Origin of the sequence: Streptomyces sp. Y2F8-2, from assembly GCF_014905555.1 — a bacterium.
Lineage (GTDB): Bacteria > Actinomycetota > Actinomycetes > Streptomycetales > Streptomycetaceae > Streptomyces > Streptomyces cynarae.
Genome location: NZ_BNGS01000006.1, coordinates 63,491 through 77,169, shown reverse-complemented (window position 1 = coordinate 77,169; position 13,679 = coordinate 63,491). Strand labels below are relative to the sequence as shown.

The following is a 13,679-nucleotide window of genomic DNA, read 5'->3' as shown; positions in this document are numbered from 1 at the left end:
GGCAGTCCATCTTCGAGAAACGAACGGAAGACGTGGAGGGGGCAGCTCAGCATCCGGCGCACGAACACCACACGTCAATCACGAAGAGACAACAGCCACTTCAATCACAAACGCCAGCTCAGACGACAGCAGTCACAACGCCACAAAAGCAGCCGTCAGCAGCGCCACTCCCGACCCCGCCAGCACCCACCCCGTCCGCCTCAGCCGCAGCCCGCCCGCCACCACCACCGACGCCATCAACAACGCCCCGGCCAGCGGAAGCCACGCATACAGCACCCCCGCCGGACCCGAACGCACCACATCGTCCGTGCCCGGCTTCACCACCACGGCATACGTCCGCCCCCGCCGCACCGCCACCGTCTGCTCGATCGTCACACGCCCACGCGCCGTCGCCCCCGCCGACACCGGCCTGAACGGACCACTGCACGCATCCGCCCCACACCGCGTCACCTCGACCGTGCCGCGCTCACGACCCTTGGTCAGCATCACAAGCTGAGCCGTCCCCCACGACCCCCACACCCCACCGACCAGAATCAGCGCGGCGACCGCCCCCATCACCACCACCCGCACCGAGCGGAGCGCAGCGGACGAGGCCCGACGAGAACGGGCGGCGGTGGCAGACATGGCGGGGATCATGGGACATCCCCGCACACCCGGTCAACCCCGCAGGGCGACACCTCACGAGTTGTACGTACCCTGCGCCCGCTCCAGCCCGTCGATCACCAGACACTCCACCGCATCCGCCGCCCGGTCGACGAAGTAGTCCAGCTCCTTGCGCTCCGCCGAGGAGAAATCCTTCAACACGAAGTCCGCCACCGGCATACGCCCCGGCGGACGCCCGATCCCGAACCGCGCCCGGTGATAGTCCGACCCCAACGCCTTCGTGATCGACTTCAACCCGTTGTGACCGTTGTCGCCACCACCGAGCTTCAACCGCAGCGTCCCGTAATCGATGTCCAGCTCGTCATGCACCGCGACGACATTCCCCACCGGCACCTTGTAGAAATCCCGCAGCGCGTTCACCGGGCCACCCGACAGGTTCATGTACGACATCGGCTTCACCAGGACCACCCGACGGCTCCCCGGACCAGGCGGCCCGATCCGCCCCTCCACCACCTGCGCCTGAGCCTTCCCCGCCCGCTTGAACTTCCCCCCGACCCGCCCCGCCAGCAGATCCACCACCATGAACCCCACGTTGTGCCGGTTCATGGCGTACTCGGGCCCCGGATTACCGAGCCCCACGATGAGCCAGGGCGCGCCTGGATCGGTCGTCACGTCCACGTCTCCTCGATACGCGCCAGCCGCCACTCCCGAAGGAGCAGCGGCTGACGAAACGGTGTCGGTGAGGGATCAGGCCTCGGCAGCGGCCTCTTCGCCCTCGGCCTCGCCCTCAACGGCCTCCTCGGCCTGCGCGGCCAGCACCTGCAGGACCACCGCGTCCTCGTCCACAGCCAGCGTCACACCGCTCGGCAGCGCGACGTCCTTCGCGAGCACCGACGCGCCGGCCTCCAGGCCCTCGACCGAAACGGTCAGCGCCTCGGGGATGTGCGTGGCCTCCGCCTCGACCGGCAGCGCGTTCAGCACGTGCTCCAGCAGGTTGCCACCCGGAGCCAGCTCACCCTCGGCGTGCACCGGAATCTCGACCGTGACCTTCTCGCCGCGCTTCACCAGCAGCAGGTCCACGTGCTCCAGGAAGCCCTTGATCGGGTCACGCTGCACGGACTTCGGGATCGCCAGCTCGTTGGACTTGCCGTCGATGTCCAGCGCGATCAGGACGTTCGGCGTACGCAGCGCCAGCAGCAGGTCGTGACCCGGGAACGTCAGGTGCAGCGGGTCGGAACCGTGCCCGTACAGCACACCCGGAACCTTGCTGGCACGGCGGATACGACGCGCGGCACCCTTGCCGAACTCGGTGCGCGTCTCAGCGGCGATCTTCACCTCGGACATCTCTCACTCCTCGTAGTAGAACGTAGGACAAACGGTCGGGGTCACCCGGCCACGAACGGCCTGCTACGAAGAGCGCGTCGATAACGGACCGCCGCATCCGAAAAACGAGTGCGGCCTCCCTCGCCGAGCAACTGCAGCAGTTTACTCGCACAAGGAGGCCGCACCCAAAACGATCACCACCAGCTCCAGGGCCGGTAGGCACCACCGGTACTACTGCTCGTCGAACAGGCTCGTCACCGAACCGTCCTCGAACACCTCACGCACCGCACTCGCGATCGTCGGAGCGATCGACAACACCGTGATCTTGTCCAGATCCCGGCCCAGCTCACCCGGCGTCGGCAGCGTGTCCGTGAAGACGAACTCACTCACCCGCGAGTTCTTCAGACGATCCGCCGCAGGACCCGACAGCACACCATGCGTCGCCGTCACGATGACATCCTCCGCACCGTGCGCGAACAACGCGTCCGCCGCCGCACAGATCGTGCCACCCGTGTCGATCATGTCATCGACCAGGACACACACCCGGCCCTCGACCTCACCCACGACCTCGTGCACCGTCACCTGGTTCGCGACATCCTTGTCCCGCCGCTTGTGCACGATCGCGAGAGGCGCACCCAGCCGGTCACACCACCGGTCCGCCACCCGCACCCGGCCGGCGTCCGGCGACACCACGGTCAGCTTGTCCCGGTCCACCTTCCCGCCCACGTAGTCCGCCAGCAGCGGCAACGCGAACAGGTGATCCACCGGACCGTCGAAGAAACCCTGGATCTGATCCGTGTGCAGGTCCACCGTCAGAATCCGGTCCGCACCCGCCGTCTTCATCAGATCAGCGATCAGACGCGCCGAAATCGGTTCACGTCCCCGGTGCTTCTTGTCCTGCCGCGCGTAACCGTAGAACGGCACGATCACGGTGATGGAACGCGCCGACGCACGCTTCAACGCGTCGATCATGATCAACTGCTCCATGATCCACTTGTTGATCGGAGCCGTATGGCTCTGGATCAGGAAGCAGTCGGCACCCCGCGCCGACTCCTGATACCGCACATAGATCTCACCGTTCGCGAAATCGAAGGCCTTCGTCGGGACGACCCCGACACCCAGCTGCTGGGCGACCTCCTCGGCAAGCTCGGGGTGGGCGCGGCCGGAGAAGAACATCAACTTCTTCAGGCCGGTCGTCTTGATCCCGGTCACGACACTGTCTCCTCAGAGGTCATAACTCAGCTGGGCATCCAGAGGCCGCCACAGCCACAACGGCTGGAAACGGACGACCGTCTCAGCTGGTGGGGTGCGGGTGTGCACTTATCACGGTACGCCGTCACAGACGCACCTGATTCCGGTCAGCCCTCGCCATCCGACTCCCGGGAAGCCGCCTCAGCCGCCTTCGCAGCCGCACTCCCCGGACGCTTACGAGCCACCCAACCCTCGATATTCCGCTGCTGACCACGGGCCACAGCCAGCGAACCGGGCGGCACATCCTTCGTGATCACAGAACCCGCCGCGGTGTACGCGCCGTCCCCGATCGTGACAGGAGCCACAAACATGTTGTCCGAACCGGTACGGCAATGCGACCCCACCGTGGTGTGGTGCTTGTCCTGTCCGTCATAGTTCACAAAGACACTCGCGGCACCGATGTTCGTGTACTCACCGATCGTCGCATCACCGACGTACGACAGATGCGGGACCTTCGTACCCTCACCGATCGACGCGTTCTTCGTCTCCACGTACGTACCGACCTTGGACTTCAGCCCAAGACGCGTACCCGGACGCAGATACGCATACGGACCGACCGACGCCTGCGGCCCGACCACCGCACCGTCCGACACCGCGTTGACGACCCGCGCCCCCGCACCGACCTCCGTGTCCTTCAACCGCGCATTCGGACCCACCTCGGCACCCTCACCGACGTGCGTCGAACCCAGAAGCTGCGTCCCCGGATGCACCACGGCGTCCTGCCCGAACGTCACAGTGACATCGACCCAGGTCGTCGCCGGATCCACCACGGTCACACCCGACAGCATCGCGGCCGTCAGCAACCGGTCATTGAGGATGCGGCGCGCCTCCGAGAGTTGCACGCGGTTGTTGATGCCGGCGATCTCACGGTGATCGGCGGCGACGGACGCCCCCACCCGGTGCCCGGCCTCCCGCAGGATCCCCAGCACATCCGTCAGGTACTCCTCACCCTGACTGTTGTCCGTCCGCACCTGCTTCAGCGCCTCGGCCAGCAACCGGCCGTCGAAAGCGAACACACCCGAGTTGATCTCACGAATCGCCCGCTGCGCGTCAGTCGCGTCCTTGTGCTCGACGATCGCGGTGACGGCACCCGAGTCGTCCCGCACGATCCGGCCGTAACCCGTGGCGTCCGGGACCTCGGCCGTCAGCACCGTGACGGCGTTGCCGTCCTCACCGTGGGTCGCGGCGAGCCGCCGCAGCGTCTCACCGGTCAGCAGCGGAGTGTCCCCGCACACGACCACCACGGTCCCCTCGACGGACCCGCCCAGCTCCTCCAGAGCCATCCGCACGGCATGCCCCGTGCCGTTCTGCTCGGCCTGCACGGCCGTGCGGACATCCGGGTCGATCTCGGCCAGGTGCGCGGTGACCTGCTCACGGGCATGGCCCACGACGACGACGAGATTCTCGGGCTTCAACTCGCGCGCGGAGGCGAGCACATGCCCGACGAGGGAACGACCACAGATGTCGTGCAGAACCTTGGGTGTGGCCGACTTCATACGGGTGCCCTCACCCGCTGCAAGAACAACGACTGCGGCCGGGCGGTTGGCGCTCACGGGGATGCCCTTCGGCTTCAAGGGGTGGGGTGGACACCCGCAGGATACCGGGGCGTTTCTCGGGGGACATGCGAGCGGGCCCTGACTGGGTCAGTCAGGGCCCGCGTGCGAGCAGCTCCCCCATCAGGATTTGAACCTGAACTTAAGGGACCAAAACCCTCAGTGCTGCCTGATTACACCATGGGGGATCAAACTCGACTAAACCGGACATTCGGTTAGATCGCCGAGTCGGCTCCCAACACTATGCCGTACCAAGAGCCCTCGATGCGACGGTACAACTCTGCTCCCTTCAGGACTTTGATCACGAGGCAGCCTCGGTAGGCCTCGCCGACGTTCTTGCGAACCGTCTTGGGGTTGTGCTTCTTGAGGGTCGTCTTGTTGAAGGCCGAGCGATCAGCGCCGACGAGATCGGCCCAGTACTGTTCGGCGCCTGGGACGTCGGCGCTTTCGTGGATCATCACGGTGTACCGCAGGCGCTCGCGCTCGACTCCGAGCAGGTCGAGCCAGGTGAGGAAGACCTTGATCATCCCCGGATCGCTGTTCACAAAGGTGACTTGCTCGCGGCGGTCGTACGGCTTGTCCTTGCCGCCCTCGGCCCAATAGAGGCTCACACCCACCAGGAACAGCTCTCGGGCCGACAGACTGCCGATCGCCTGCTTGGCCGCATCCTTGGTTCGCTGTCGTTCCTCGTCGCGGATGCGGAGCTTCGCCTCCCAACCGCGCCGCGCGATCTCGGCAGCCTCTTCGCGGCTGCGTTTGCGCTCCGGCCTCGGCAGATCCCGCACCCAAAGCGACACCGAGCTCCGGGAGCACCCCAGCTCCGCCTCGATCTGGTCGTACGTCCAGCCCTGGAGCCGTAGCTCGCGTGCCCTCGCCCTCAGGTCGTCCTTGGCGCGGGGGCGCTTCGTCCATTCCGGGGGCGGCTCTCCCTTCACCAGCTGGTTGAGGATGTCGTTGTTGAAGATCTTCAGCTCGTCGCGGATCTGCCGGAGGCTGTAGCCGCCGCGCCGCCGCGCCGCAGCGCCACCGCCCGCTCCCGTAGCCCCTCGAAGTCCGCGTACTTGCCCCGTGCGTGTGCCATGGGCATAACCTCTGGGCGGAATCCGTCCTTCCGGGGTCGAACGGTGTGCGATTCAGCAGTTCGAGGGATTCCGGGGCGTTTCGCTTCTGTTCGGTTACGGAGTGTGGTGTGGCGCAGTCGTGGAAACTCACCGGAAAAGCCGCGGTGGGCGCCCGTAGGCTGGAGCCATGACCACGTCGGGGGAAGTGCACATCGCGGCCGGGGGGCCGTGGTGGTGGGTGCGGTGGCGTAGTGCCGTGCTCGATATCGGGCTCGCGGCGGTGTCCGCCGTGGAGTGTGCGGTGGAGGGGCTTCAGTTCTCGCGGGATGCCGGGTTGCCGGCTCCGGTGGGGATGGTGTTCGGGCTGTTCGCGGGGCTGACGCTGTTGTTGCGGCGGCGGTGGCCCGTTGCTGTCGTGCTGGTGGGCATCGCCGTCACGCCGGCGCAGATGGGGTTCCTGATGGGGCTCGTCGGGTTGTACACCCTTGCGGCTTCGGAGTTGCCTCGGCGGATCATCGGTGCGTTGGCGGGGATGTCGTTCGTGGGGATGTTCGTCGTCACGTATGTGCGGGCGCATCAGGGGATGGTTCGGGGGGATCTGTCGATCGCTGGTGGGTTCATCCCGTTTCTGTCTGTCACGACCGCTCTTGGTATGACCGCCCCTCCGGTGCTTCTCGGTCTGTACGTCGGTGCCCGGCGGCGGCTGATGGAGAGCTTGCGGGAGCGGGCGGATTCGCTGGAGCGGGAGCTGGTGCTGCTTGCGGAGCGGGCGGAGGAGCGTGCGGAGTGGGCGCGGAACGAGGAGCGGACGCGGATCGCGCGGGAGATGCATGACGTCGTCGCGCATCGGGTGAGTCTGATGGTGGTGCATGCGGCGGCGCTTCAGGCTGTGGCGCGGAAGGATCCGGAGAAGGCGGTGAAGAACGCCGCCCTGGTCGGGGACATGGGGCGGCAGGCGCTGACCGAGTTGCGGCAGATGCTGGGTGTGCTGCGGAGCGGGGACGGGGTGGTGGCGCGGCCTGCTCGGGCTGCTGTGTCTCTTGCGGCCGTGGGGGTGGCGGCTGCCGCTGCGGCGTCCCGGGCGGGTGAGCCTGAGTCCTGCGACGGTCCCTGCCTCGCGGAGTTGGAGGAGTTGATCGGGCAGTCCGCTGCGGCCGGCATGGTGGTGGATCTGTCGGTGGAGGGGGAGGTGCGGTCGTATGCGCCGGAGGTGGAGCAGACGGCGTACCGGGTGGTGCAGGAGGCGTTGACGAACGTCCACAAGCATGCGGCGGGGGCGAAGACGCATGTGCGGTTGGCGCATCGCAGTGCGGAGATCGCGATGCAGGTGGAGAACGAGCCGCCGCCGGAGCCGGGTGCGGTGGTGGCGGCGCGGTTGCCGAGTGGGGGCAATGGTCTGCTGGGGATGAAGGAGCGGGTCGGTGCGCTGGGTGGGGTGTTCGTGTCGGGGCCGACGGATGCGGGTGGGTTCCGGGTGTCGGCGGTGATTCCGGCGGTGGCGGCCTGAGTCACCCGGTGGTGAGTCGTGCGGGGGTGATTCCGGTGAGCAGGGTGGTGAGGCCGTGGTCGATGTCGGCGCCGAGGTACCAGTCGCCGGTGTGGTCGAGGGCGTAGACGCGGCCTTCGGTGTCGATGGCGATGAGGGTGTGGCTGTCCGTTTCTTCGCCGAGGGGGCTGACTTCGGTGTCGAGGGCGCGGCCGAGGTCGCCGAGGGTGCGGGCCATGTGGAGGCCGTGCAGGGGGTCGAGGTGGAGGGTGGCGGGGGCGAGTTGGCGGCCGGGTCCTTGGGCGGTGATGTGGAGGCCGCCGAATTCGGCCCAGGCTTCGACGGCGGCGGGGAAGACGGCGTGCCGGTGGCCTGCGGGTGAGGTGTGGCTGCGGAGGGTGTCGGCCCAGATTTCCGCTTGCTTTATGTCCCAGCGGCCTGGTTGCCAGCCTGCGGTGCGCAGTGCGGCGTCGACGGGGACGGAGAAGCGGGATGGGGGTCCCCCCTGCTCGAGCGGAGTGGAGAGCTTGGGGGAGGTGGAGCGGTTGGCGTGCATCTGCTCTTCGTTCGTCGGGTTCCTGGTCCGGCGTGGGGGGCCGTTGTGTGTGTGGGGGGTGGTGTCAGTCCTGCGGTGTGGGGTCGATGATGCGGACGCCGAAGTGGGCGCTGAGTGCGGTGCAGGCGCGGCAGGGTGGGGCGAAGCTGCCGTGGAGGGGGTCGCCGTCCTCGCGGATGCGGCGGGTGGTGAGTTTGGCGTGTTTGAGGGCTTTGCGGGCTTCGCCGTTGGTCATGGGTTTGCGGGCGGCGCGTTTGCTGCGGGCGGCGTCGGCGGCGGTGATGTGGCGGGAGATGAGGATGGTTTCGGCGCAGCGTCCGGTGTAGCGGTCGCGTTGGTTGCTGGTGAGGGTGTCGAGGAAGTCCTGGACGAGGGGGTGGAGGGCGGGGGGTTGGTCGCCGCGGGCGGCGGTGCCGGTGAGGGTGGCGCCGCGGACGGAGAGGGCGGCGGCGATGGTGGGGAGGATGCCGTCGCGGCGGTGGCGGAGGGTGGGGGCGGGGGGCGCGTCGGTGGTGCTCCAGCCGATGCGCGGGTCGCCGGACGTGTCTGTCGGTGCCGTGTTCATGATCGTCTTTCCCCTCCCGTGCATCCCCCCGGTGGGGACACAGACTGCCAAATGCCGTGGCGGGTGCGGAAGCTGGGGCGCTGTGACACGCCCGGGTCGGGGTGTTCGGTCACGGTGGGGTGACGGCTGGTCACGTGGGGGTGGTGGGCCGGGGGCGGGGGAGTAGTGGGCCGGTGACCGGTGTCGTCGTACCGCATAGGCTGTCGGGGTCCGCGATCCGTATCGCCGTACAGGCCAGACAGAAAGCCGCAGGGGGCAACCGTGACGACAGGTCGGCTCGGGCAGCAGGCCGCGCCGCCGAACGCGGCGTACGCCGGGCAGGTCGTGCACTTTCCGGATCCGGTGAGGGCGGCTCGGCACCCGAGGGGGGTGCGGGTCGACGAGTACGGTTATCCGGATTTCTCGCCGTATGCCCGTGCGGCCGCTGAGATCGCGGATCCGCCGGAGGGTTTCGGTGTGGACGAGTTGCGGCTGACGGACTATGTGTCGGCGAACGCGGCGTTGGCGGCGTCGGGGCACGAGTTGTGGGACACGGTCGCGTCGGTGGCGACGCCGCATGGTTGGACGTGGCATCACGTGCGGGGTTCGCGGCGGCTGGAGTTGGTTCCGGTCGAGGTGAAGGCGTTGTTGCGGCATCACGGGGGGATCGCGACGGCGAAGGTGGATCAGGGCAAGCGGGGGACGCGGCCGTTGCAGGAGACGCGGCCGGTGCATTTCGGGTTGCCGAAGTCGTCGGTGGCGGTGACGGAGTCGCAGGTGCAGGGGGTCGAGGAGGACCTGGGGTATCGGCTGCCGGGTGCGTACCGGTCGTTTTTGAAGGCGGCGGGTGGTTGTGCGCCGGTGGGTGCGGCGTTGGACGCGGAGTTGGGACTGCTGGTGGACCAGCCGTTCTTCACGGTGCGGGACGAGGCGGCGGTCAATGACCTGGTGTATGTGAACAAGTGTCTGCGTGACCATCTGACGAAGGACTACCTGGGCGTCGGTTTTGTGCAGGGCGGGTTGCTGGCCGTGAAGGTGAAGGGTGACCGGATCGGTTCGGTGTGGTTCTGCGCGTATGACGATGCGCGGGATGTGGACGCGTCGTGGTCGCCTGCGGAGCGGGTGGAGCGGTTGTTGCTGCCGTGCGGTGACGACTTCGACCAGTTCCTGGGGCGGCTCGCGGGTCGTCCGCCGGAGTTGGAGACCGTGGCGAATCTGATGGTGGACGGTGGGTTCGCGCGTGCGGTGTCGGTGTCGTCGGAGCCGTCGGCGTCTTCGGTGGGGGAGTGAGTTCGGGCGATGGTGACGTTCGCGCAGGCGCAGGAGCGCGCGGAAGAGTGGATCAACGGGGATGTTCCGGCGTATCTGCATCGTGAGGTGCGGGTGCGGGAGTTCGAGCTCGGGTTCGTGGTGTGGGCGGAGGACCGGGACGGGGGGCCGCGTTCGGACGGGGGCGCTCAGCGGCTGGTGATCGCCCGGGACAGCGGTGAGGCGACGTTGTGGCCGGGGTTGCCGGTGGGTGAGGTGATCCGCCGGTACGAGGAGGAGTACGGGGCGCGGGACGCGGAGGCATCCGCGGTTCCGGCGCCTGCGGCCCGGGTGGATCTGAACCAGACGTCGTTCCTGTTGACGCCGCCGGAGTGGCTCCAGGAGGCGGCGGACAGGAGGGGGGTTCCGGAGCGCCGGACGTCCGGTGACGGCGTGTCGGACGGGGCGGGTTCACGTCCGGCCGCGGCGGTTTCTCCGGGTGCGTCGGGTACGGCGTGGCCTGCGGCCGGTGGTGGCGAGGAGGTGCCGGGTGCGTCCGCGGGGGATACGCCGTGGGCGGGGACGGACACCAACGCGGAGGTCGGCGAGGACCGTTCGGTGCCGCTGCCGGAGACGGTGTTCGCGCCGCCGTTGAGCGACTCGGACGAGGGCGCCGCGCCGCCGGATGAGAAGGCGGCAAGGGTGCCTGGTGGTACGCCGCAGGGTGCTCCGCAGGTTCCGGGCGCGCCTGGTGCGCCGGGTGCCGCCCACGCCCCGGGTGCTCCGGGGGCGGCGGCGTACGGCTACCCGCAGCCTCCCGGTGGTGTGCCGGGTGCTCCGCAGACGCCGGGCGCTGCGTCGTACGGCTATCCGCAGGCTCCGGGCACGCCTGCGCCCGGCGCCCCTGCGCCCGGCGCCCCTGCGCCCGGCGTGCCGCAGGCTCCCGCGCCGAACGCCGCGGACATCGCGGATGCCGCGACCAGCAAGGCGGTGCCTCCGCGGGTTGCGCGCGCCGGTGGTCCGCCGCATCCGCCGGGCGCGCCCGGGGTTCCGGGTGCGCGGCCGGGTGTCACGCCTCCGCCGCCTCCCCCGCCGCCGTCCGCACCGGGTGCTTCGGCGGGCGGGTATGTGCCGACCCAGCTCGTCTCGCAGCTCGGCCCGGGTGGGCCCGAGGGCGCGGCGGGTCCTGGGATGCCTCCTCCGCCGGGCGGCCCCCAGCCGCCCGGTGTGCCGAACCCTCCGGGGGCGCCGAGTGCTCCCGCGGCGCCGACCCCTCCGGGCCCGCCCCTGGGCGGTGTGCACCACGCGGCCACCATGCTCGCGGACCCGAACCGGCCCGGCCCCGGCGCTCCGGACGCCCCCAATCCCCCGGGCCCGCCGAGCCCTTCGGCCCTGCCCGCGGCTCCGGGGCAGCCCGGTGCTCCGGGGCAGCCCGCGGCCAGTGGACAGCCCGGTGTCCCCGGCGCGCCGAACCCGTCGGGTGCTTCGCGGGCGCCGGGTGCCCCCGGTGCCGTACATCACGCCGAGACCATGCTGGCCGGGCCGCCGGCCGGAGGCCCCGGTGCGGCGGCCCCGCCGCCCCCGCCGCCGCCTCCGGGCGCCCCCGGCATGCCTCCGGGCGCCCCGCAGCCGCCGGGACAGCCGGTGCCCGGACAGCCCATGGGCGGACCGGCGCCCGGACAGCCTGTGCCGGGACAGCCGGTGCCGGGACAGCCGGTGCCGGGACAGCCGGCGCCCGGACAGCCCGTGCCCGGACAGCCCGTGCCGGGGCAGCAGCCGCCCGGACAGCCCGTGCCGGGGCAGCAGCCGCCCGGGCAGCCCGTGCCCGGTGCGCAGCCGTCGTACGGGTATCCGCCGCAGGGCCCGCCGACCGTCGGCCCCGGCTACCAGGCCGTGCTGCGCTACCGTGCGCAGGACGGTTCCGAGCAGCAGCTGATCCGGCGTTCGGCGCCGGGCATGCCGCACCCGGAGTGGCAGATCTTCCATGAGCTGCGTGCCATGAACGTGCCGCCGGGCCAGGTGCTGGAGCTGCACACGGAGCTGGAGTCGTGCGAGCTGCCGGGCGCGTACTGTGCGCGGATGATCCGGGAGAACTGGCCGCAGGCGCGGATCACCAGCATCGCCCCGTACGGCACCGACCACGCCTCCCGCCAGCAGGGCATGCGGCAACTGCTGGCCCATCAGGGCGAGTTGCACCAAGTGGCGGACGGTCCGGCGCGTCCGGGGCCGGTGCGTGCGCCGTTGCCCGCGGTGCAGCCCGCGCCGCCGGTCCCCCCGGAGGGCATCGCGCAGGAGCTGGCGGGTTCCTTCGGCCCGGGGATCTTCCGGTTCGAGCAGGCCGCGGTGTCCCGGCAGGGTGTGCCGCCGATCGTGGCGCACACCCTGGTGGTGGCGGGACTGCCGTTCGACATGGGCCCGTTCTTCTGGGCGCAGGCCCAGCCGGGCCGTCCGGTGCCGACGCTGGCGGAGCTGGCGCAGGAGCGCGGGGTGCAGCCGGCCCCTGACGCGGGCTCGTACCTGGTGATGGGCAGCGACTTCGGCAAGGCGATCTGTGTGCAGTACGGGACGGCGAACATCGTCGCGGTGCCCGTGGAGGCGGGGCCGGGCGGTGCTTCCGTGCCGCCGCAGTTCGTGAACACCGGTCTGCCCGAGTTCGTCCGCGCTCTGGCCCTGCTCGGCCGGATGTGGCGGCTGCGCTACGGCCTCAACCAGGAGCAGGCGGGCCGCTGGACGGTGGACTTCCAGGCGCAGCTCGCCTCCCTGGACCCGGCGGCGCTGAGTTCGCCGGAGAGCTGGTGGTCGGTGCTGCTGGAGCAGATGTGGGACGGGCTGCTCTGAGCTCATCGCGCACACCTCTGTTCTGACGTCTCGTCAGTTCCGGGCCCGGTCGTACGGACGACCGGGCCCGGCCCCTTTTTCGAGTGATCTTCGGGGCGATCCGTTGCTTGTGCGTGGAGTGTCGCGTTATGAACACTTCTGACTGATCCATCAAGATGTGCGCAAAATCATCGATTCGTGGGTCAGCTGGAGAGGGGTTCCACGATGAGCAGCGCATCGAGGCCGCCGTACGGCTTCGTGTCCGTGCGGCGCGGCTACCGTCCCGACCAGGTCGACGCCTACACCTCGGCCCTCTCACGGGAGCGTGACGCCGCCTGGGAGCGGGCCGCCCGGCTGACGGTGCTGGCCAAGGAGATGGAGGCCGGTCTGCTGCGGCTGCGGGAGAGGGTGGCGCAGCTTCCCGCCCAGACCTACGAGGGTCTGGGCGATCGGGCCGGCCGGCTGTTCGACCTGGCGCGGGAGGAGGCCGAGGCCCTGCGGGAGGACGCGCGGCAGGAGGCCGGGCGTGTGCTCGCGGAGGCGGAGCAGGAGGCGCGGCGGGTGCGGGACGAGGCGCAGGCGTACGCCGACGAGGTGCGCGGTGAGGCCGAGGAACGGGTCCGCACCCGGCTGCTGGCGGCGAGGGCCGAGGCCGACGATGTACGGATCACGGCGCGGCGTGAGGTGAAGGAGGGCCGCGGGGAGGCGCTGGCCGCGCTGCGCGAGGTGCGGCAGCGCACGGCGGCGCTGCTCGCCGAGCAGGAGCGGGAGCACGCCGAGCGGTGGGCGGACGAGGAGCGGGTGGCGGCCGAACGGGTCGCGGAGGTCGAGGCGTGGGAGGCGGAGCGGGTGGCGCGCGCGGAGGCCGCGCTGTCGGAGGCGCAGCAGGCGCTGGCCGGAGCCGAGGAGTCGGCCCGGCAGGTGCAGCGGGACGCCCAGGCGCGCGCCGCCGAGCTGGTCGCGGAGGCGCGGCTGCGGGAGGACCGTATCGCCCGGGAGACGGAGCGGGTGCTGCGGGAGCACGGTGAGGTCTGGGACTGTGTGCAGGCCCAGATGGACCACGTGCGCAACAGCCTGGCGATGCTGACGGGCCGGGCTCCCGCGGAGTAGACGGCCCGTAGAGCCCCGGACAAAATGGGCGCCCGGCTCGCGACGCCCGGCACGTACTCCCCCTGGCTCTTCGAGCAGGGGAGACCCCCATGACGCCGCGAGCTGATCGGACTCCCCTTTTGTTCGG

At 70.0% G+C, this 13,679-nt stretch carries 11 protein-coding genes and 1 pseudogene; 4 read left to right on the top strand and 8 right to left on the bottom strand.

The genetic code is table 11. The features are described from left to right. Window positions 1-132 precede the first annotated feature (132 nt). The 6 genes and pseudogenes from SY2F82_RS20895 to SY2F82_RS20870 form a co-directional block, all read right to left on the bottom strand. Complete coding sequence (locus tag SY2F82_RS20895; RefSeq protein WP_200420672.1) at window positions 133-636, bottom strand: hypothetical protein; 504 nt, start codon at window positions 634-636, stop codon at window positions 133-135. A 42-nt stretch (window positions 637-678) separates the two neighbouring features. Then, entirely contained in the window at window positions 679-1,281 is a 603-nt protein-coding gene (pth, locus tag SY2F82_RS20890) for an aminoacyl-tRNA hydrolase (protein ID WP_200420671.1), read from the bottom strand. Window positions 1,282-1,350: 69 nt separating this feature from the next. After that, on the bottom strand, window positions 1,351-1,947 hold the full coding sequence (locus tag SY2F82_RS20885; RefSeq protein WP_200420670.1) for a 50S ribosomal protein L25/general stress protein Ctc: 597 nt from the start codon (window positions 1,945-1,947) through the stop codon (window positions 1,351-1,353). Between the two features lie 210 nt (window positions 1,948-2,157). After that, the gene (locus tag SY2F82_RS20880; protein ID WP_103837606.1) at window positions 2,158-3,138 is read right to left on the bottom strand and encodes a ribose-phosphate diphosphokinase; all 981 of its coding nucleotides are present in this window, start codon (window positions 3,136-3,138) and stop codon (window positions 2,158-2,160) included. 146 nt (window positions 3,139-3,284) lie between these two features. Beyond that, window positions 3,285-4,730 (bottom strand): bifunctional UDP-N-acetylglucosamine diphosphorylase/glucosamine-1-phosphate N-acetyltransferase GlmU, encoded by a 1,446-nt coding sequence (gene glmU, locus SY2F82_RS20875; RefSeq protein WP_200420669.1) that lies wholly within the window; start codon window positions 4,728-4,730, stop codon window positions 3,285-3,287. Between the two features lie 215 nt (window positions 4,731-4,945). Beyond that, a pseudogene (locus tag SY2F82_RS20870) lies at window positions 4,946-5,811 on the bottom strand (helix-turn-helix domain-containing protein). A gap of 167 nt (window positions 5,812-5,978) precedes the next feature. Here SY2F82_RS20870 and SY2F82_RS20865 point away from each other — a divergent pair. Beyond that, the gene (locus SY2F82_RS20865; protein WP_200420668.1) at window positions 5,979-7,298 is read left to right on the top strand and encodes a sensor histidine kinase; all 1,320 of its coding nucleotides are present in this window, start codon (window positions 5,979-5,981) and stop codon (window positions 7,296-7,298) included. 1 nt (window position 7,299) lies between these two features. On the opposite strand, the gene SY2F82_RS20860 is transcribed toward SY2F82_RS20865, so the two are convergent. Together SY2F82_RS20860 and SY2F82_RS20855 are read right to left on the bottom strand one after the other, a co-directional pair. Continuing rightward, entirely contained in the window at window positions 7,300-7,833 is a 534-nt protein-coding gene (locus SY2F82_RS20860; protein WP_200420667.1) for an SUKH-3 domain-containing protein, read from the bottom strand. Between the two features lie 64 nt (window positions 7,834-7,897). Then, the gene (locus SY2F82_RS20855; RefSeq protein ID WP_200420666.1) at window positions 7,898-8,398 is read right to left on the bottom strand and encodes a YwqJ-related putative deaminase; all 501 of its coding nucleotides are present in this window, start codon (window positions 8,396-8,398) and stop codon (window positions 7,898-7,900) included. Between the two features lie 261 nt (window positions 8,399-8,659). Here SY2F82_RS20855 and SY2F82_RS20850 point away from each other — a divergent pair, with 261 nt between their 5' ends. The 3 genes from SY2F82_RS20850 (at window position 8,660) to SY2F82_RS20840 (ending at window position 13,552) form a co-directional block, all read left to right on the top strand. Beyond that, the gene (locus SY2F82_RS20850; RefSeq protein ID WP_200420665.1) at window positions 8,660-9,667 is read left to right on the top strand and encodes an SMI1/KNR4 family protein; all 1,008 of its coding nucleotides are present in this window, start codon (window positions 8,660-8,662) and stop codon (window positions 9,665-9,667) included. A gap of 9 nt (window positions 9,668-9,676) precedes the next feature. Further along, window positions 9,677-12,463, top strand: a complete 2,787-nt coding sequence (locus SY2F82_RS20845; RefSeq protein ID WP_200420664.1) for an SUKH-4 family immunity protein — start codon at window positions 9,677-9,679, stop codon at window positions 12,461-12,463. 204 nt (window positions 12,464-12,667) lie between these two features. Further along, entirely contained in the window at window positions 12,668-13,552 is an 885-nt protein-coding gene (locus SY2F82_RS20840) for a cellulose-binding protein (protein WP_200420663.1), read from the top strand. Window positions 13,553-13,679: the final 127 nt, after the last annotated feature.